Origin of the sequence: Actinosynnema mirum DSM 43827 (genome assembly GCF_000023245.1) — a bacterium.
Lineage (GTDB): Bacteria > Actinomycetota > Actinomycetes > Mycobacteriales > Pseudonocardiaceae > Actinosynnema > Actinosynnema mirum.
On record NC_013093.1, the window covers coordinates 3,569,258 to 3,587,663 of the forward strand.

Here is an 18,406-nt window from a genome sequence, read left to right on the forward strand (position 1 = left end):
CGTCCCGCGTCGTGACCCGGCGCGGGGCGGGCCGCCCCCACATGAACCCGGCCGCGTCCTCGCGCGGCCGGGTTCAGCCGTCGCGGACCGAGTCCACCAGCGCGGTCACCGCCGGGTGCCAGTCGCGGTCGGCGGGACCGGACAGCACGAGCCTGCGGGTCACCGGCTCGCGCAGCGGCACCACCACCAGACCCGGCGGCAGCATCGCGCCGACCAGGCCGGGCACGAGCGAGACGCCCATGCCGGAGCGGACCATCGCCAGCAGCGTGCCCAGCTCCCTGACCCGGTGCCGGGGCGCGAACGGGTGACCGGAGTGGGCCTGTCGCACCCGGTGCTCGCAGCAGCCGCGCGAGAGCAGGAACGGGTCGTCGGCCAGCTCGCCCACGCCCACCTCGGGCTGCCCGGCCAGGGGGTGGTCGGCGGGCAGCAGCGCGTGGAAGGCGTCCTCGCGCAGCAGCACGCCCGCGCCCGGCGGCGGGTCGACCCGGACCGCGACGTCGACCGTGCCGTCCACGAGCCACTCGTCGATCTCGTCGTCGTCGCCCTCGAACACCCGCGCCTGCACGCCGGGGAACTCCGCGCGCCACCGGTCCAGCAGCTCGGGCAGCAGCCCCTGGCACACCGTCGGCGGCGCGGCGATGCGGACCGTGCCGCGCGGTCCGCCCCGGTCGCGCTCGGCCAGGTCGGTGATCGCGGTGGCCGCCGCGACCGCGCTGCGGGCGTGCGCGAGCAGCTCCGCGCCGAACGCGGTGGGCGCGGCGCGCCCGCGCCGGGACAGCACCGCGCGGCCGAGCGTGCGCTCCAGCGCGGCGACCGCGTGCGAGACGGCCGACTGGGTCAGGCCGAGCGCGTCGGCGGCGGCGCCGAAGCCGCCCTCGTCGACCACGGCGAGGAACGCGCGCAGCTGGGCGAAGTTCAGGGCCATGAGCGCCTCTCATGGGTGACGGGCGGGCACTTGTTGGACTCATGATGGGGCACGGGGTGATGCTCGTCGGCGTGGGGACCACCGGGAAGTTCGTGCTGCTGTCCGCGATCTGGGGCAGCAGCTTCGCGTTGATCAAGCTCGCGGTGGACGCGGGCGTGCCGCCGGTGCAGGTGGCGCTGCTGCGCTGCCTGTTCGGGGCGCTGGCGCTGTGGCTGATCTGCCTGGCGCAGCGCGCCGAGATCCCGCGCGACGCGCGCACGTGGGGGCACGCGGCCGTGGTCGCGGTGCTGCTCAACGCGGTGCCGTTCACCCTGGTGGCGTTCGGCGAGTCCAAGGTGGACTCGGTGCTGGCCGGGGCGCTGAACGCCACCACGCCGCTGGCGACGCTGGCGTTCGCGCTGCTGGTGGCGCCGGGGGAGCGGGTGACGTGGACCAGGCTGGCGGGGCTGCTGCTGGGGTTCGCGGGCGTGCTGGTGCTGCTGGGCGCGTGGCGGGGGCTGGAGGGGGACGTGCTGGTCGGCGGGCTGGCCTGCGTGGCCGCGACGTCCTGCTACGGCGCGGGGTTCGCGTACACCCGGCGGTTCCTGACCGGCGGGCCGCACCGGGCGAGCGCGCTGTCGGCGGCGCAGATCACCTGCGCGACGCTCCAGCTCCTGGTGGCCGCGCCGCTGCTGTCCGACTCGCTCGTGTGGCCGGGCGCGACCGCGGTGCTGGCGCTGGTGGTGCTGGGCGCGGTGGGCACGGGGTACGCGTACGTGCTCAACTTCGACCTGATCCGCGAGGCCGGTCCGACGGTGGCGTCGACGGTCACGTACGTGACGCCGCTGTGGTCGACGGCGCTGGGGGCGCTGCTGCTGGCGGAGCCGGTGGGGTGGAACACGGTCGCGGGCGGCGCGGTGGTGATCGGCGGGATCCTGCTCAGCCGCAGGCCGGTGCGGGCGCGGTCGGAGGTGGACGCCGGGGTGGCGAGGTAGGGGCCTCCCGCCGGGGGGTAGTGGCAGTGGCTCCCCGGCGGTCTGCGGCTGCCTACGCTGGCGCCATGGACAACAGGGACGAGGTCAGCGCGTTCCTCCGCTCCCGCCGCGCCCGGATCAGCCCCGAGGACACCGGGTTGCCGGTGCACGGGCGGCGGAGGGTGCCCGGCCTGCGGCGGGGTGAGGTGGCGATGCTCGCCGGGGTGAGCGTGGAGTACTACACGCGGCTGGAGCGCGGCAACCTCAAGGGCGTCTCCGACGCCGTGCTCGACGCCCTCTGCCTGGCGCTGCGCCTGGACGACACCGAGCGGATGCACCTGCACGACCTCGCCCGCGCCGCCGGGCCCCAGCCGCGTCAGCGGGCGCGCGCGGGCAAGGGCGTGGTGCGGCCGGGGGTGCTGCGGATCATCGACGGGATGCCGGGGCTGCCCGCGTTCGTCAAGAACGCCCGACTGGACGTGCTGGCGGCGAACGCGCTGGGGCGGGCGCTGTTCTCGCCGATGCACGAGGACCCGTCGTGCGGCGCGAACACCGCCCGGTTCGCGTTCCTGAGCCCGGCCGCGCGGACGTTCTACCTGGACTGGGAGCGCGTGAGCCGGGAGGCGGTCGGGGTGCTGCGGGTCGCGGCGGGCAAGAACCCGCACGACCGGGAGCTGTCGAACCTGATCGGCGAGCTGTCCACGCGCAGCGACGCCTTCCGGGTGATGTGGGGCTCGCAGGTGGTGCACGTGCACAACCGGGGCGTGAAGCGCTTCCGGCACCCGGTGGTGGGGGAGCTGGAGCTGGACCACGAGACCCTGGACCTGTCGGCCGGGGACGGGCTGGGCGTGGTCGTCTACAGCGCGCCGCCCGCGAGCGCGGCGGAGGACGGGCTGAAGCTGCTCGCCACCTGGGCGGCCACCACGACCCCTCAGCCCGCCGACGGCTGAGCCCGCGAAGGGGTCACTGGCGTCACCCCTCACGACGTGGACTCCCGCCGCGCGCCCGGCTGCCGTTGGCTGGGACCCGCCCCGGTTCCACGGGGCCCGACCGCGCAGGTCGGCTCGCCCCACCCGAGGACACCAGCGTTGAAGACCACCGCACCCGACCGCCGGATGACCCCGGCCCGCACCCTGCTGTTCGCCACCGCGGCGGGCATGGCCGTCGGCAACCTCTACTGGGCCCAACCCCTCATCGAGGTCATCGCCGCCGCGCTGCGCGTCCCACCGTCGAGCGCCGCAGTCCTGGTGACCGTCACCCAGGTCGGCTACGCGCTCGGGATCTTCCTCGTCGTGCCGCTCGGCGACGTGCTCGACCGCCGCAAGCTCGTCCCGCTCGTGCTGGTGCTCTCCGCCGCCGCGCTGCTGGGCGCCGCGCTGGCCCCGACGTTCGCGGCGCTGCTCGTCGCGCTCGGCGGGGTCGGCCTGACCACCGTCGGCGCGCAGCTGCTGACCCCGCTGGCCGGTGAGCTGGCCGAGCCCTGGCGGCGGGGTCGGGTGGTCGGCGCGGTCGCGTCGGGCGCGCTGATCGGCATCCTGCTCTCCCGCGCGATCAGCGGCCTGGTCGCGGACCTGCTGGGCTGGCAGGCGATCTACGTGCTGGCCGCCGCCGTCACCCTGGTGCTCGCCGCCGTGCTCCGCGCGGCCATCCCGCCCCTGGAGCCGCGCGAGCCCGTGCCCTACCCGCGCCTGCTCGCCTCGGTGTTCGGCACGGTCGTCCGGCACCGGGCCGCGCTGCCGACGCTGCTGGTCTGCGCGGCCGGTTTCGCGGTGTTCTCGCTGTTCTGGACCGCGCTGACCTACCTGCTGACCGCCCCGCCGTTCGGCTACTCCGCGGGTGGGATCGGGCTGCTGGGGCTCGCGGGCCTGGCAGGCGCCGTCGCGGCCCGGCGGGCGGGCGCGCTGCACGACCGGGGCTGGTCGGTCCCCGCGACGGGGGCGGCGCTCGCGCTGCTGGCGCTGTCGCTGGTCGGCGCGTGGCTCGCGCGCGAGTCGATCGTCGCGCTGGTGGTCGTGGTCGTCGTGCTGGACGTGGCCGCGCAGGCGAACCTGGTGCTCGGCCAGACCCGGCTGTTCGCCCTGTCGGGGACCGCGCGCAGCAGGCTCAACACGGCCTTCGTGGTGTGCAACTTCCTCGGTGGCGCGGCGGGTTCGGCGCTGGCGGGTCCACTGTGGACGGCGGGCGGCTGGACCGCGGTCGTGAGGGCCGCGCTGGTGCTCGCCGGTGTCGGCGGCGTGGTCTGGGGGTTCTCGCGCGGGCGGCTCGCGGAGGTGGCCCACGCGGGGTGAGCGGGTCCCTGGGAGTCCTTTGTGGACTCGCGGGGGGCATTTCCCGAGTTCCGCGTCGACCGTGGCCGGGGATCGGGAAGTGGCGCAGCACGAACGTGACGCGGTCGCCGTACTCGGCGCGCAGCCGCTCCACGTCGGGGTGCGCGGCCCCGCACGCCTCGCGCTCCAGGTCCAGGAACTCCACCACGGTGACCTTCGAGCCGGCGGGACGCGGCTCAGCCCGGGTGGTGAGGTCCGGCGCTCACGCGCGGTCGGTCACGTCCGGGACGCGCACAGGCGCAGCGGGCTCGGCGCGCTCGGCGCCACCGGGCGCGGGTGGGTGATCCGGCGCAGCGCGGCCAGCGCCGACAGCGCGGCCAGCAGGGCGGCGACGCACGTGCCGACCAGGCCGGACAGGTCCTCGGGGGCCGGGGTGGCGTCGGTCCAGGCGGTCAGGCCCGCGTCGGAGGGGACGTCGACGCGCCAGGAGTCGGTGCGGGGCTCGACGTCCACCGGCGCGCTCCCGGCGTCGGCCGGGGCGGCGAGCGCCACTCGCGCCCCGCTGCTCCTCGCGTCCAGCACGCCACCAGGTTAACGCCCGTGCTCCCTCGGGCGTCCGACCGACCGGCCCGCCCGTTCATATCAATGGCTGTTAGTTTGTTGATGTGACCGACGAGCGCGACGCCTGCGAACTCCTGTGCCTGGACCTCCCGCACGCCGAGGAGATCCGCGCCCACCTGCCCGGACTCCCCGCCGTCGAGGCCGCGGCCTCCGGGGCCCGAGCGCTGGGCGACCCGACCCGGCTGACCATCGCGGCGGCCCTGCTGCCCGGCGCCGAGCTGTGCGTGTGCGACCTGGCGTGGGTGGTGGGCCAGGCGCAGAACCTCGTCTCGCACCACCTGCGGCAGCTGCGCGTCGCTGGCCTGGTCGCCGGACGGCGCGACGGGCGCATGGTCATGCACTCGCTCACCGCGCGCGGTCGTGCGCTGGTCACCGCGGTGCTGGGCGAGCACGTCACCTCGGAGGCGTGAGCGATGTCGGACGCCTGCTGCGGGCCGCAGGACCCCCGCGAGACGGCGGCGGACACCGCTGCCCGAGGGGCGGACGAGGACCACGGCCCCGAGCGGCTGTGGCAGGTGCGCGAACTGCGGCTGGCGCTCGTCGCCGCCGTGGTGCTCGCCGCCGGGTGGCTGACCGGGCTGGGTGGCGCCGAGCGGGTGGGCGCCGGGCTGGAGCTGGTCGCCGCCGTCGTGGCCGCCGCCACGTTCGTGCCCGGCACCCTGCGCGGCCTGCCGCGCCGCCGGATCGGCGTCGCCACCCTGATGACCATCGCGCTGATCGGCGCCGTGCTGCTCGGGCAGACCGTCGAAGCCGCGATGCTGGGCATCCTGTTCTCCGTCGCCGAGGGCCTCGAGCACTACGCGATCGCGCGCACCCGGCGCGGCCTGCGCGCCCTGCTCGGCCTCGTCCCGCCCACCGCCACCGTCCTGCGCGGCGGCGCGGAGGTCCGGGTCGCGCCGGACGAGCTGGTGATCGGCGACCGCCTGGTGCTGCGCCCCGGCGAGCGGGCCGCCACCGACGGCGTCGTCCGCGCCGGGCGCACCAGCCTCGACCTGTCCGCGATCACCGGCGAGTCGGTGCCGGTGGAGGCGGGCCCCGGCGACGTGCTGCACGCGGGCGCCATCAACGGCGGCGGCGCGGTCGAGGTCGAGGTCACCGCGCGGGCCGCCGACTCCTCCCTGGCGCGCATCGTGCACGTCGTCGAGCAGGCCCAGGAGCGCAAGGGCGGCGGGCAGCGCCTGGCCGACCGGGTCGCGAAGCCGCTCGTGCCCGCGATCATGGTGCTGGCGGCGGCGATCGCCGGGGTCGGCGCGCTGCTGGGCGACCCGCTGCTGTGGGCCGAACGCGCGCTGGTGGTGCTGGTGGCGGCCTCGCCGTGCGCGCTGGCGATCTCGGTGCCGCTGACCGCGGTGGCCGCCGTCGGCGCGGCCAGCAGGCAGGGCGCGCTGGTCAAGGGCGGCGCGGCGCTGGAGGAGCTGGGCAAGGTCGGCGTCGTCGCGCTCGACAAGACCGGCACCCTGACCCGCAACGCGCCCGCCGTCGTGGCGGTCCTGCCGGTGGCGGGCGCCGGCCGCGCCGAGGTGCTGTCGGTGGCGGCGGCGCTCGAAGCGCGCAGCGAGCACCCGCTCGCCCGCGCGGTCCTGGACGCCTCGGCCCCGGCGGCGGTGGCCGAGGACGTCACCGCCGTCCCCGGCCACGGCCTGACCGGCGTCCTGGACGGCCGCGCGCTGCGCCTGGGCAAGCCGGGCTGGGTGCCGCCGGGGCCGCTGGCGGGCGAGGTCGACCGGTGGCAGGCGGAGGGCGCCACGGTCGTGCTCGTCGAGCGGGACGGCGCGCTGCTGGGCGCGGTCGCGGTCCGCGACGAGCTGCGCCCCGAGGCCGCCGAGGTCGTGGCGGGCCTGCGCGGGCTGGGTATCGGCACCGCGATGCTGACCGGCGACAACCGCCGCACCGCCACCGCGCTGGCCGAGCGCGCGGGCATCACGACCGTGCACGCCGAACTCCTGCCCGAGGACAAGGCGCGCATCGTCGCCGACCTGCGGGGCCGCCGCCCCGTGGCGATGGTCGGCGACGGCGTCAACGACGCGCCCGCCCTGGCCACCGCCGACGTCGGCATCGCGATGGGCGCGATGGGCGCGGACGTCGCCATCGAGACCGCCGACGTGGCGCTGATGGGCGAGGACCTGCGTCACCTGCCGCAGGTCCTCGCGCACGCCCGCCACGCCCGTCGGGTGATGCTGCAGAACATGGCGCTGTCCCTGGTGATCATCGGCGCGCTGATCCCGCTGGCCGGGTTCGGCCTGCTGGGCCTGGCCACCGTGGTGCTCGTCCACGAGAGCGCCGAGGTCCTGGTCATCCTCAACGCCGTCCGCGCGGCCCGGATCACGCCGCTGCCGCACGTGCGCGTGCCGGACAGCCCGGCGGCGCTGAACCTGACCGTCACCCCGGCGGGTCCGAGGTCCGACGGCTGCTGCGAGCACTGCTGACCGCCGCGGCGAGGGCCCTGGCGGGTCAGCCGATCCCGGCCGCCAGTTCGAGGCCCTCGCCGGTCCAGCGGACGGCGCGCAGGTCCGGCACCACCACGTCCGGCCGGTCCCCGCCGAACGCCCGTCCGCCCACCCCCACCACGACCCCGGCGCCCGCCGACCGCCCGGCGCGCACGCCCACCGGCACGTCCTCGAACACCGCGCACCGCGACGCGTCCACGCCGAGCAGCCGCGCCCCGGCCAGGTAGCCCTCCGGGTGCGGCTTGCCGCTGGCGACGTCACCGGCGGTCACGAGCGCGCGCGGCACCGGCAGCCCGGCGGCGCGCAGGCGGGCGGTGGCCAGGTCGCGCTTGCCGGAGGTGACGGTGGCCCAGCGGTCCGGCGGCAGCGACGCGAGCAGCTCCGCCGCGCCGGGGATCGCGGTGGTGGCGCCCACCTCGGCCAGCTCGAACGCGTCGATCATCGCCACCGCCTCGGCCCGCCGCGCCTGCTCCACGTGCAGCGCCACGGTGTCGACCGCCCGCCTGCCGTGCACGGTGGCCATCACCGCGTCCGGGTCCAGCCCCAGCTCGCGCGCCCACCGGGTCCACGCGCTCGTCACACTCGCCTCGGAGTCCACGAGCACGCCGTCGCAGTCGAACAGCAGCGCCGCGCAGGACACCGCCGTCATCGGGTTCGTCTCCACGGGCACACGGTAACCCGGTAAAATCGTTGAGCGAGTATATTCGTGAGCCATGACATCCGCCCAGGCACGGCACTGGCGCTCGGCCTCGGACGCGCTCGCGCTGCTCCGGCGCGAGCCCGACGTCACCAGGACCCGGCTGGGCAAGCACCTCGGCCTGGCCAGCGGGCCCACCTCCGACCTGGTCAAACGCCTCGCGCGCGCCCGGTTGGTCGCCCAGCGCCGCGCCCCGTCCGGCGGTCCCGGCAGGCCCACGACCACCGTGCGCGCCCACCCGGCCGGTCCCGTCGCCCTGGTCGTGGACCTTCGGCACGGCGACTGGCGGATCGGCGTCTGCGACCTCACGGGGGTGGTGGAGGTCGTGGCGGGCGGCGGTCACGACGGCGCGGACCCCGAGGCGCTGCTCACCGGGCTCCGCGCGCGGATCGCCGACCTCGCCGCGCCGCTGGGCGACCGCGTCGTCGGGATCGGCGTGGCGGTCCCCGGCCCGGTGGCGGACGACCGGCTGCGGATGACCGCGCTCGGCAGGCGGGACGTGCCGGTCGACCGGATCGCCCCGCCCGGCCTGCCCGCCGTGGTCGGCAACGACGCCACGGCCGCCGCCGTCGCCGAGGCCCGCCTGCACACCCCGCGCCCGCGCACCCTGCTGCACGTGGTGGTGGAGGTCGGCATCGGCGGCGCGCTCCTGGTCGACGGCGTGCCCGCGCCCAGCGCCCGAGGGCTGCACGGCGAGTTCGGGCACCTGCCGTTCGGCGACCCCGACGTCGAGTGCCCGTGCGGCGCGCGGGGGTGCTGGAGCGCCGGTTTCGAGGCGGGCGCGGTCGCCCGGCGCGCGGACCGGACCGTGACCGGTGATCCGCGCGCCTGGCTGCGCGACTTCCACGCCGACCGGGGGTCCGCGTCGCGCGCCCGTGCCGACCTGGCCGCCGACCTGGGGCGCGGGATCGCCGGGCTGGTCAACGCGCTCGACCCCGACCTGGTCACCCTCGGCGGGCTGGCCGCGTCCGTGCGGGACGCCTCCGCCGAGAGCTTCGAGCGGGCCGTGCGGGCGGGGCTGATGGCCGTGCACCGCGAGTCGCCGCCGGTGGTCGTGGCCGCCCGCTCGGACGAGGACGCCCCGCTGATCGGCATCGGTCTGTCGGTGTTCGACCGGGTGCTCGACGCCGACCTGCTCGCGCGCTGGTCCACCGGGGTCACCGACGGCGCTTGAGCAGGAAAGCCGCCGCCAGCAGGGAGAGCGCCGCCGCCACGCCCGCGACCGCCCACGGGAACGGCTCGTCCTCCCGGGCCGACGCGCTGGTGGCGTCCCCGACCAGGAAGCGCAGCGTCGACGTCGCCTCCACCGTCTCGCCCCCGCGCGGGGTGATCCGCGCGGTGAACCGGGCGCGGTACTCGCCGGGCGCGGTGAACGCCCAGTTCGCGTGGGTGTGCGTGCCCGCCTCGATCGCCAGCTCCTCGTTGTCCCACACCATCTTCGGCGGTCGGAAACCGCCGTAGTCCAGGTACACCCGCAGCCGTCCCGGCCCCTCGACGTCGTGCAGCGACAGGGAGATCGCCTCCGGGCGCTGCGCGAGCACGCTCTCGTGCCGGGTGTTCCAGCCGATCCACAGCACCCCGGACCTGCGGGTCTGCGGCATCAGGTGCACGGTCTCGCCCGCCTCGCCGAGGAAGGCGTAGGCGGGGTCGGCCGGGATGGCGGCCTTCGCGGCGTCACCGAGGCGCAGCACCACCCCGGCCGGGTCGCGCCACGTGGGCGGGCTGGTCGAGTCGTCCTCGATCCGGACCTGCCACGCGCCGTCCACCAGCGCGGGCCCGATGTCGACGTGCCCGTCCCGGATCTCCAGCGGCGCCGCCGAAGCCGGGGGAGCGGTGACGACGCCGAGCAGGAGAGCCACGAGGAGGACGCGGAGGAGACCGCTCACGCCTGGGAGCTGCGCCGACCGCGCACGGCCAGCACGATCCCGGCGATCACGACGACCAGCAGCACCGCGCCGCCGATCAGGTACCCGGTGGGCACGCCCTCGGACTCCGCCGCCACCTCGGGCGCGGGCTCGGGTTCCTGCACGCGCACCAGCGGGACGTCCGCCTCGGCGAGCACCGCGCCACCCGCGTCGCGGACCACGGCCCTGACCTGGCTGCCGTCCCAGCTCCGGTCGAGCGCCTTGCTGAAGGTCGTGCCACTCGCGCCCTCGATCGGCAGGAAGTCGTTCTCCCCGTTGCTGCGCGCGGACCACTCGACGCTCGTGGCGCCGTCCACACCGGACAGCGTGAACGTCGCGGTCTCACCGGCGCGGTAGGAGTCCTTGTCCGAGGCCAGTTCCGCCGCCGCCGCAGCAGCCGCGCCACCGGTCACCTTCAGCTCCAGCGGCTCCGACTCGGACAGCACCGAGTGGTCGGCGTTGAACAGCCGTGCCGTGACGTGGGCGCCGTCCAGGTCGGCCGTGATCGGAAGCTCCTGATCGGCCAGGCGCGACTCGGGAATCCACGCGTACGCGGCCTCGCCGCGCTTCTTCAGGTACCAGTGGTAGTGCTCGTCCTCGGTCCTCGGGTCCTGCGCCGAGGTGAACTTCGCGGTGTCGCCCACGGCGTGCTCGGCCTTGTCGGCCTTCGCGGTCAACGTCGTGGTCGGCGGGATGGCCTGGACGTGGATCTCCAGCGGGTCCGACTCCTCCAGCACCGAGCCGTCCTCGGCGAGCCGCGCCACGCGCACCACCGTGCCGTCGAGCGCGCGGTTCGGCTTGGTGGTGAAGGTCGCGGTGGTCTGCTTCGGGTCGACCACCGGCGTCGACGAGCCCGGCGCGGTCGTGGACCAGCGGTACGTGCCCTTCTGGTCGGCCTGCGGGGACAGGGCGGTGAGGGTGACGGTCTGGCCGACGAAGTACTCGGCGTCGACCTTGTTCGGCACGGCCGTCAGCTTCGTGATGCCGTCCGTGGCGGGCGGGTCGGTCCTCGGGGTCGGCTCGGCGGTGGTGTCCGACGGGGCGCCGACGATGAACCGCACGGTCGCGTCGTCGGTGATCGCCGTGCCGTCGAGCAGGGTGGCGCTGACCTTGAAGCCGATGTCGTAGGTGCCCTTGGCGGTGAACGACCAGGTGGCGTGCGTGTGGCCGCCGACCTCGCCGGTGGTGGAGGTGAACGTCGTGCCGGGGACGAAGACCTTGCTCACCTTGGTGCGGTCGAAGCCGCCGGGCTGGGTGACCGCGAAGCGCGGCTCCGCCGAGGAACCCGCGTACCCGAAACCGGTGTAGCTGATCTTCACGGTGCCCTTGAGGACACCCCGGTCGATGCCCTCGAACGACCAGCCGGGCCACACCACGGAGCTGTCCTGCGCCTCGGTGGTGACCCACGCCTCGGTGCCCTCCGGCCCGAGGAAGTCGTACCCGGCGGGGAGCTTCACCCGCGAGGTGTCGGTCTCGGGCACGTGCAGGGCGACCCGCTCGGGGTCTGTGACCCCGCCCGGTGTCAGCGCTTTGACCTGGAGCTTGCCGTCCACGACCTGCGGGTAGAGCGCGTCCACGTGCGCGCCCGCGCCGAGGAGTTCACGGCCCTCGGCGGGGTCGTGGTCAGCCGCGAGGGCGGGGGCGGACCCCAGCAGCAGGCCTGCGCCCACCAGGCCTGCCAGCAGGGAGATCAGGCGCGACGGGCGTCGCGCTTCGAGCTGTGACACGGAAGTCCTCTCGTGGAACCGGGTCCGACAGGAGGAACTTAAAGAAAATGACAACGGTTTTCAACTTGGGGGTGGCCGGTGAGACGCAGGAAGGCCGTGTTCCCCGGACTTCCGGGGAACACGGCCTTCCTCAGTCGGCTGTGGTTGCGACCGCGATCAGTAGCGGTAGTGCTCCGGCTTGTAGGGGCCGTCCACGTCGACGTCGATGTACTCGGCCTGGTCCTTGGACAGCTTGGTCAGCTCCCCGCCCAGGGCCTCCAGGTGGATCCGGGCGACCTTCTCGTCCAGCTTCTTCGGCAGCCGGTAGACCTCGCGGTCGTACTCGGTGTGCTTGCCGAACAGCTCGATCTGCGCGATCACCTGGTTGGAGAAGGAGTTGGACATCACGAAGCTCGGGTGACCGGTCGCGTTGCCCAGGTTGAGCAACCTGCCCTCCGAGAGCACCAGGATCGAGTGCCCGTCCGGGAACACCCACTCGTCCACCTGCGGCTTGATGTTGATCCGCCGCACACCGGGGAACCGGGCCAGGCCGGCCATGTCGATCTCGTTGTCGAAGTGGCCGATGTTGCCCACGATCGCCTGGTGCTTCATCGCCGCCATGTGCTCGATGCGCACCACGTCCTTGTTGCCCGTGGTCGTGATCACGATGTCGGCCCTGGGCAGCACCGACTCCAGGGTCTGCACGTCGTAGCCGTCCATGATCGCCTGCAACGCGCAGATCGGGTCGATCTCCGTCACCACGATCCGCGCGCCCTGCCCGCGCAGCGACTCCGCCGCGCCCTTGCCCACATCGCCGTAGCCGCAGATCACCGCGACCTTGCCGCCCATGAGCACGTCCGTGCCCCGGTTGATCCCGTCGATCAACGAGTGCCGGATGCCGTACCGGTTGTCGAACTTCGACTTGGTGACCGCGTCGTTGACGTTGATCGCCGGGAACAGCAGCTCACCCGCGGCGGCCAGCTGGTACAGGCGCATGACGCCGGTGGTGGTCTCCTCGGTGACCCCGCGGATGCCCTCGGCGATCCTGGTCCACTTCCCCGCGTCGGAGGCCAGGGAGTTGCGCAGCGTCTCCAGGACGAGCGCCCACTCCTCCGAGTCGTCCTCGGAGGCGGCCGGCACGACGCCGGCCTTCTCGTACTGGGCGCCCTTGTGCACCAGCAGGGTCGCGTCGCCGCCGTCGTCCAGGATCATGTTCGGACCCTGACCGTCCGGCCAGGTGAGCATGGACTCCGCCGTCCACCAGTACTCGGCCAGCGACTCGCCCTTCCAGGCGAACACCGGCACCCCCTTGGGCTCCTCCGGGGTGCCGTGCGGGCCGACCACGACGGCGGCGGCGGCGTGGTCCTGGGTGGAGAAGATATTGCAGGAGGCCCAGCGGACCTCCGCGCCGAGCGCGACGAGGGTCTCGATGAGCACGGCGGTCTGCACGGTCATGTGCAGCGACCCGGACACGCGCGCGCCCTTGAGCGGGTACACCTCGGCGTACTCGCGGCGCAGCGCCATCAGACCGGGCATCTCGTGCTCGGCGAGCCGGATCTCCTTGCGCCCGAAGTCGGCCAGGGACAGATCGGCCACGGCGAAGTCGATACCGTTTCGGGTCTGAGCCAGGGCCGGGATCGTGCTGGGGGACAACGGAAAGCTCCTAGTCGTCAAGGGGTCACGCGCCTGCGGCGGCGCGGAGGTCGTCGGCGCGGGAGGTGTCCTCCCACGGGAGTTCCACGTCGGTGCGGCCGAAGTGGCCGTACGCGGCGGTGGGGGCGTAGATCGGGCGCAGCAGGTTCAGGTCGCGGATGATCGCGGCCGGGCGCAGGTCGAACACCTCGGCGATCGCCTGCTGGATCTTGGTCGGGTCCACGGTCTCGGTGCCGAACGTCTCCACGAACAGGCCGACCGGGGCGGCCTTGCCGATCGCGTAGGCCACCTGCACCTCGATGCGGGTCGCGAGCCCCGCCGCGACGGCGTTCTTGGCCACCCACCGCATCGCGTACGCCGCCGAGCGGTCGACCTTCGACGGGTCCTTGCCCGAGAACGCGCCACCACCGTGCCGCGCCATGCCGCCGTACGTGTCCACGATGATCTTGCGACCGGTCAGGCCCGCGTCACCCATCGGACCGCCCAGGACGAACCTGCCGGTGGGGTTGACCAGAAGTCGCACGTTGGAGGTGTCGAGCCCCAGGCCCTCGATCTCGGGCGTGAGGACGTACTCGCGCACGTCCACCCCGAGCAGCTGCTCCAGGTCGATGCCGTCCGCGTGCTGCGTGGACACGACCACCGTGTCGAGACGGACCGGCTGGTCACCGGCGTACTCGATGGTCACCTGGGTCTTGCCGTCCGGACGCAGGTACGGCACCGAGCCGTCCTTGCGCACCGCCGTCAACCGCCGCGAGAGCCGGTGGGCCAGCGCGATCGGCAGCGGCATCAGCTCCGGCGTGTCGGTGCACGCGTAGCCGAACATCAACCCCTGGTCGCCCGCGCCCTGCTGGTCGATGTCGTCACCCGCGTCACCGGTGCGCTGCTCGTAGGCGGTGTCCACACCCTGCGCGATGTCCGGGGACTGCGCCCCGATCGCCACGTTCACCCCGCACGAGTGACCGTCGAACCCCTTGGCGGAGGAGTCGTACCCGATCTCCAGGATCTTCTCCCGCACGATCGACGGGATGTCCACGTACGCCTCGGTCGTCACCTCACCGGCCACGTGCACCTGACCGGTGGTCACCAGCGTCTCCACCGCCACCCGCGACGTGGGGTCCTTGGCCAGCAGCGCGTCCAGGATCGAGTCGCTGATCGCGTCGCAGATCTTGTCCGGGTGCCCCTCGGTCACCGACTCACTGGTGAACAACCTGCCTGGAGTCGCACGCGACATGGCCAACCTTCCTCTTCAGGAAGGCGCCCTTGTGGTGTGAAGGGCAGACGAGCGTGGCGGGTGGTGAACCCGTCGCAGCGCCTCTCGCCTGCGAACCCAGTGTAACCAACGGCCGCAACCCGGTGAACCGCCCCGCGCGCACCGAACTTCGGCCCGCACCCCCTGACCTCGTCCCGCACCCCCCTGGAAAACCGCTCGCCCGCACCGCCGCCACCGCGTCACACTGCGCTGATGCTGCTGCGACCCGCCCGCCCGGAGGACGTCGACCAGATCGCCGAGCTGCTGGCCGACCGGGGCGACCCGGAGGACGCGGTGGACTTCCGCCTGGTCGCGCGCGACCCCGAGGCGGGCTCCTGCGCGGTCGTGGTGGACAAGGGCCGGGTCGTGTCCACGGCGACGCTGCTGGACGAGACCCTGGTCCTGGGCGACGTGGTGATCCCGACCGGTCAGGTCGAGCTGGTCGCCACCGCGCACGGGCACGAGGGGCGCGGCCTGGTGCGCAGGCTCATGTCCTGGGCGCACGAGCACTCGGCCGAGCGCGGTCACCTCGCGCAGGTCATGATCGGCATCCCCTACTTCTACCGGCGGTTCGGCTACTCCTACGCCATCCCCATCCCGGCGACCAGGGCGCTCACCGGCGCGCCCGACCCCGGCGGGCACGTGCTGCGCCCGGCGACCCCGGCCGACGTCGACCTGCTGGCCCGGCTGCACGCCGCCGAGCTGGCGCTCGCCGACCTGCGGATGCCGCACCCGCCCGCGCGCTGGCGGTGGCTGCTGGAGCACGCGTCGAGCGGGCAGTGGGTGGTCGAGCTGGCGGGGGAGCCGGTCGCAGTGGGCCGGGTGGCGGACGGCGTGCTGGTCGAGGCCGCCGCGACCACCCCCGAGGCCGCGCACGCCCTGGCCGCGCTGACCGGCGTGACCCAGGTGGTGGAGCGGCCCGGCACGGTCGCGGGCCGGGCACTGGAGGGGTTCCTCGCCCCCGCCGACGCGCAGGCGCGCAGCTACTACGCCCGCGTGCCCGACGCGGCGGCGCTGCTGGAGCGCCTGCGCCCCGTGCTGTCGCGGCGGCTGACGGCGGCCGGGTTCACCGACGGCGAGGCGGTCGTGTCGTTCTTCTCCTCGCACGTCCGCCTGCCCTTCCGCGACGGCGTCGTCGACCCGGTCGTGCCCGGCGGCGTCATGCAGGGCCCGGCCTCGGTGGGCGGTTCGGGCGTGGCCCCTGACCTGCTTCCCGCGCTGCTGTTCGGGCCGCACGGCATCACCGGCCTGGCCGAGCGCCACCCGGACGTCTACCCCGGCCCGCGCGCGGAGCTGGCGGCGGCGCTGTTCCCGCCGGTGCGGGCGGACCTGATGACCTACTACGTGCCCTGACCGCGCTCAGAACCCGTGGTTCACCCCGTAGTCGCCGTGGTAGTAGATCCCGGCGTTGTTCTGCGACCACTCGGTCCCCCACCCGCAGTAGACCGCGATGTCCTTCCAGTCCAGGCAGAAGTGCATCCGGCTGGTCGAGTCCTCGTCGGTGTACGAGTAGTTGGCCGAGGTCCCGTCGTAGTCGCCGAAGTGCCCGGTCCACGACGTCCCGTCGTGCACCCACACCGAGGGCCGCCACCCGTCGACCTTGCTCTGCACCTGCCCCTGGTAGTACCCGTTCCCGTTGCAGGTACCGGGGACCGGCCGCTCGGCGAGCACCACGGCGCCGTCGACGACCAGCGTGCTGCGGATCTCGCTCGCGCCACCGCAGCGGGCGGAGGCGACGGCGGGCGCGACGACGGCCAGGGCGGTCAGCACGCCCGCCGTGGCGGTCGTGCTGGCGAGGGTGCGGAGAACGTGCTTGCGCGTCAACGGTTTCTCCCGTTCTCGGTGGTGCGCGGAGGTGGGGAGGCCCGGTGTGGAGATGCTATCGCCGCACGCGCGCGGGCAGGTTCACTCGATCGGCTGGAGCTGGGTCCCCGCCGGGGGCCGCACCCCCGGCGGGGCGGTCGATCAGGTCCGGGACCACCGCTGGTTGCCCTGCCCGTTGCACGTCCACAGCACCAGCCGCGTGCCGTTCGCCGTGCCCGCGCCGTCGACGTCCAGGCACAGCCCGGCGCGGGTGTTGCGCACCGAGCCGTCCGAGCCGACGACCCACCGCTGGTTGTCCTGCCCGTTGCACGGCCAGGTCACCACGCGCGTGCCGTTGACCGTTCCCTGCTCGTAGGCGTCCAGGCACTTGTCGCCGAACACCCGCACCTCGCCGCCCGCCCAGGTCGTCCAGAGCTGGTTGGCGGCGGTGTGGCAGTCCCAGACCAGCACGGTCGCGCCCGCCGCCGTGGAGGCGTTGTCCACGTCCAGGCAGCGGCCCGAGCCGGTCCCGCGCAGCCGCGAGGTGGTGGCCGCCAGCGGGGTTCCGCCGGTGACGCGGAAGGCGGCGACGCCGTGGGCGGGCACGGTCGCCGAGATCGCGCCCGAGCTGGTGGACGTGCCGCCGGTCCACAGGTCGGTGAGGGTGAACCCGGTGCCGGACAACCCGATCTGCGCGGCCGTGGTGGCGACGGTGGTGGCGCCGCCGCCCCGGTTGAACAGGCCGACCGCGACCGACCCGTCGGACAGGGGCTTGGCGAACACCTCGGTGGCCCCGTCGTCGCGCACCCGGCGACCGCCCGCGCCCAGCGGGTCCTGGTTGACCGCGATCAGACCGGGGTTGCGCAGCACCGCGCTGATCTCGGGGGACATGGTGCGGATGTCGTTGCCCGCCATGAGCGGCGCGGCCATCAGCGCCCACAGCGCGAAGTGCGCGCGGGACTCGGTCAGGGTGAGCCCCGGCCTGCCGACGACGAGCATGTCGGGGTCGTTCCAGTTGCCGGGGCCGGTCTGGGCGGCCAGCGGCGCGGTGACGTCCAGGACGTTGCCCACGCCCATCGGGTAGCTGTTGGTGTTGCCGTTCTGCCACACGTCCAGCAGGTCCTCGGTGGTGCGCCACAGGTCCGCGACGTCGCCCCAGTCGTGCTTGTCGCCGGTGATGGCGTGGAAGCTGTTGGGGTTGATGCTGTAGACGATCGGGCGGCCGGTGGCGCGCAGCGCGTCGCGCATGATCGTGAACCGGGCGATCTGCTCGTCGCGGGTGCCCGCGCCGGAGCACCAGTCGTACTTCAGGTAGTCCACGCCCCAGGAGGCGAACGAGCGGGCGTCCTGCGCCTCGTGGCCCTTGCTGCCGGTGGCGCCGGGGTGCGCGCCTGTGCCCTGGGCGCAGGTCTTCTCGTTGGGGGCCTGGTAGATGCCGAACTTCAGGCCCTTGCCGTGGATGTAGTCGCCCAGCGCCTTCATGCCGGAGGGGAACTTCGTCGGGTGGTTGCGCAGGTTGCCCGCGCTGTCGCGCTGCGGGTCGAACCAGCAGTCGTCCACGACCACGTAGCGGTAGCCGGCGTCCCGCATCCCGGAGGACGCCATCGCGTCGGCGGCCTGGCGCACCTGGCCCTCGGTGATGCCGCAGCCGAAGCTGTTCCAGCTGTTCCAGCCCAGCGGCGGGGTCAGCGCGGGGCTTCCGGGGGCGGCCTGCGCCGGGGGGTGCGCGGTGGGCGCGGTCACCCCGGTCAGCGCGGCGAGCGCGGCCAGGAGCAGGGTCGTTAATCGTCTGCGCGAGCGAACAGGCATCGTTGCCCTTCCTCGGTCGGTGGACACACCGGCCCGCCGGTGGTGGCGCGGGCCTGTTAACGCTAACAGCGTTGGGGTGGTCGCTCAACGGTCTTGTCGGGTGTGAAAGACCTGCGCTACGGTCAGTCCGGGAACGCTCCCATTTCGCTGGCCCGGCACCGGCGAAGAGCCTCATGAATCCTGCTCGCAAGGAGGCGAAGCATGGTTTCACGTGCTCCGACACGCCGCCGGTCAGCACTGTCGCGCCCAGGTCCCCGACGCGGGCTTCCAGGGTGATCACCGAGCGCGGCTGACGCCGCCCCCTCTCGACCCCTTTCCCGCCCGGCGCGTGAGCGCCACTCCGCCGCCATTCGTGTTAGCGGTAACAGGGCG

16 protein-coding genes are annotated in these 18,406 nt (G+C 74.2%); 7 read left to right on the forward strand and 9 right to left on the reverse strand.

All coding sequences use genetic code 11. From position 1 onward, the window contains the following. Positions 1-73 precede the first annotated feature (73 nt). Positions 74-925, reverse strand: a complete 852-nt coding sequence (locus AMIR_RS15450; protein ID WP_015801894.1) for a LysR family transcriptional regulator — start codon at positions 923-925, stop codon at positions 74-76. 71 nt (positions 926-996) lie between these two features. Between AMIR_RS15450 and AMIR_RS15455 the strand changes: the two genes are divergently transcribed. The 3 genes from AMIR_RS15455 (at position 997) to AMIR_RS15465 (ending at position 4,166) form a co-directional block, all read left to right on the forward strand. Further along, positions 997-1,899, forward strand: coding sequence for a DMT family transporter (locus AMIR_RS15455; protein ID WP_245554617.1), 903 nt, complete (start codon positions 997-999; stop codon positions 1,897-1,899). A gap of 65 nt (positions 1,900-1,964) precedes the next feature. Next, complete coding sequence (locus tag AMIR_RS15460; protein ID WP_015801896.1) at positions 1,965-2,828, forward strand: helix-turn-helix transcriptional regulator; 864 nt, start codon at positions 1,965-1,967, stop codon at positions 2,826-2,828. A 138-nt stretch (positions 2,829-2,966) separates the two neighbouring features. Continuing rightward, the gene (locus tag AMIR_RS15465; protein WP_015801897.1) at positions 2,967-4,166 is read left to right on the forward strand and encodes an MFS transporter; all 1,200 of its coding nucleotides are present in this window, start codon (positions 2,967-2,969) and stop codon (positions 4,164-4,166) included. Positions 4,167-4,421: 255 nt separating this feature from the next. On the opposite strand, the gene AMIR_RS15470 is transcribed toward AMIR_RS15465, so the two are convergent. Then, complete coding sequence (locus AMIR_RS15470; protein ID WP_143760741.1) at positions 4,422-4,727, reverse strand: hypothetical protein; 306 nt, start codon at positions 4,725-4,727, stop codon at positions 4,422-4,424. An 83-nt stretch (positions 4,728-4,810) separates the two neighbouring features. Here AMIR_RS15470 and AMIR_RS15475 point away from each other — a divergent pair, with 83 nt between their 5' ends. Continuing rightward, positions 4,811-5,176, forward strand: coding sequence for an ArsR/SmtB family transcription factor (locus AMIR_RS15475; protein ID WP_015801899.1), 366 nt, complete (start codon positions 4,811-4,813; stop codon positions 5,174-5,176). Positions 5,177-5,179: 3 nt separating this feature from the next. Next, positions 5,180-7,192: a heavy metal translocating P-type ATPase gene (locus AMIR_RS15480; RefSeq protein ID WP_015801900.1), complete on the forward strand. Its 2,013-nt coding sequence runs from the start codon at positions 5,180-5,182 to the stop codon at positions 7,190-7,192. A gap of 25 nt (positions 7,193-7,217) precedes the next feature. Here AMIR_RS15480 and AMIR_RS15485 read toward each other — a convergent pair whose 3' ends face one another. Beyond that, complete coding sequence (locus tag AMIR_RS15485) at positions 7,218-7,877, reverse strand: HAD-IA family hydrolase (protein WP_222840732.1); 660 nt, start codon at positions 7,875-7,877, stop codon at positions 7,218-7,220. A gap of 49 nt (positions 7,878-7,926) precedes the next feature. On the opposite strand from AMIR_RS15485, the gene AMIR_RS15490 reads away from it, so the two are divergent. Continuing rightward, positions 7,927-9,084, forward strand: coding sequence for an ROK family transcriptional regulator (locus AMIR_RS15490; RefSeq protein WP_015801902.1), 1,158 nt, complete (start codon positions 7,927-7,929; stop codon positions 9,082-9,084). Here the strand turns inward: AMIR_RS15490 and AMIR_RS15495 are convergent. From AMIR_RS15495 to metK, 4 genes are all read right to left on the reverse strand, one after another. Beyond that, a complete protein-coding gene (locus tag AMIR_RS15495; protein WP_015801903.1) occupies positions 9,068-9,796 on the reverse strand; it encodes a choice-of-anchor M domain-containing protein in 729 nt (242 codons plus the stop codon). The genes AMIR_RS15490 and AMIR_RS15495 overlap by 17 nt on opposite strands. Next, entirely contained in the window at positions 9,793-11,541 is a 1,749-nt protein-coding gene (locus tag AMIR_RS15500) for a choice-of-anchor M domain-containing protein (RefSeq protein ID WP_015801904.1), read from the reverse strand. The genes AMIR_RS15495 and AMIR_RS15500 overlap by 4 nt, the downstream gene beginning before the upstream one ends. 156 nt (positions 11,542-11,697) lie before the next feature. Then, positions 11,698-13,173: an adenosylhomocysteinase gene (gene ahcY, locus AMIR_RS15505; RefSeq protein ID WP_015801905.1), complete on the reverse strand. Its 1,476-nt coding sequence runs from the start codon at positions 13,171-13,173 to the stop codon at positions 11,698-11,700. A 25-nt stretch (positions 13,174-13,198) separates the two neighbouring features. Next, entirely contained in the window at positions 13,199-14,404 is a 1,206-nt protein-coding gene (gene metK, locus AMIR_RS15510) for a methionine adenosyltransferase (RefSeq protein ID WP_015801906.1), read from the reverse strand. A gap of 231 nt (positions 14,405-14,635) precedes the next feature. On the opposite strand from metK, the gene AMIR_RS15515 reads away from it, so the two are divergent. Then, positions 14,636-15,775, forward strand: a complete 1,140-nt coding sequence (locus AMIR_RS15515) for a GNAT family N-acetyltransferase (protein WP_015801907.1) — start codon at positions 14,636-14,638, stop codon at positions 15,773-15,775. A 6-nt stretch (positions 15,776-15,781) separates the two neighbouring features. Here AMIR_RS15515 and AMIR_RS15520 read toward each other — a convergent pair whose 3' ends face one another. Next, on the reverse strand, positions 15,782-16,246 hold the full coding sequence (locus AMIR_RS15520; RefSeq protein ID WP_015801908.1) for a hypothetical protein: 465 nt from the start codon (positions 16,244-16,246) through the stop codon (positions 15,782-15,784). Between the two features lie 141 nt (positions 16,247-16,387). Next, positions 16,388-18,034, reverse strand: a complete 1,647-nt coding sequence (locus AMIR_RS15525) for a glycoside hydrolase family 27 protein (RefSeq protein ID WP_015801909.1) — start codon at positions 18,032-18,034, stop codon at positions 16,388-16,390. Positions 18,035-18,406 lie beyond the last annotated feature (372 nt).

What these genes read in the sequence shown, in the direction of transcription:
- AMIR_RS15450 (WP_015801894.1), bottom strand. Translation starts at nt 925, where the DNA reads ATGGCCCTGAACTTCGCCCAGCTGCGCGCGTTCCTCGCCGTGGTCGAC.
- AMIR_RS15460 (WP_015801896.1), top strand. Translation starts at nt 1,965, where the DNA reads ATGGACAACAGGGACGAGGTCAGCGCGTTCCTCCGCTCCCGCCGCGCC.
- AMIR_RS15480 (WP_015801900.1), top strand. Translation starts at nt 5,180, where the DNA reads ATGTCGGACGCCTGCTGCGGGCCGCAGGACCCCCGCGAGACGGCGGCG.
- AMIR_RS15490 (WP_015801902.1), top strand. Translation starts at nt 7,927, where the DNA reads ATGACATCCGCCCAGGCACGGCACTGGCGCTCGGCCTCGGACGCGCTC.
- metK (WP_015801906.1), bottom strand. Translation starts at nt 14,404, where the DNA reads ATGTCGCGTGCGACTCCAGGCAGGTTGTTCACCAGTGAGTCGGTGACC.
- AMIR_RS15515 (WP_015801907.1), top strand. Translation starts at nt 14,636, where the DNA reads ATGCTGCTGCGACCCGCCCGCCCGGAGGACGTCGACCAGATCGCCGAG.
- AMIR_RS15525 (WP_015801909.1), bottom strand. Translation starts at nt 18,034, where the DNA reads ATGCCTGTTCGCTCGCGCAGACGATTAACGACCCTGCTCCTGGCCGCG.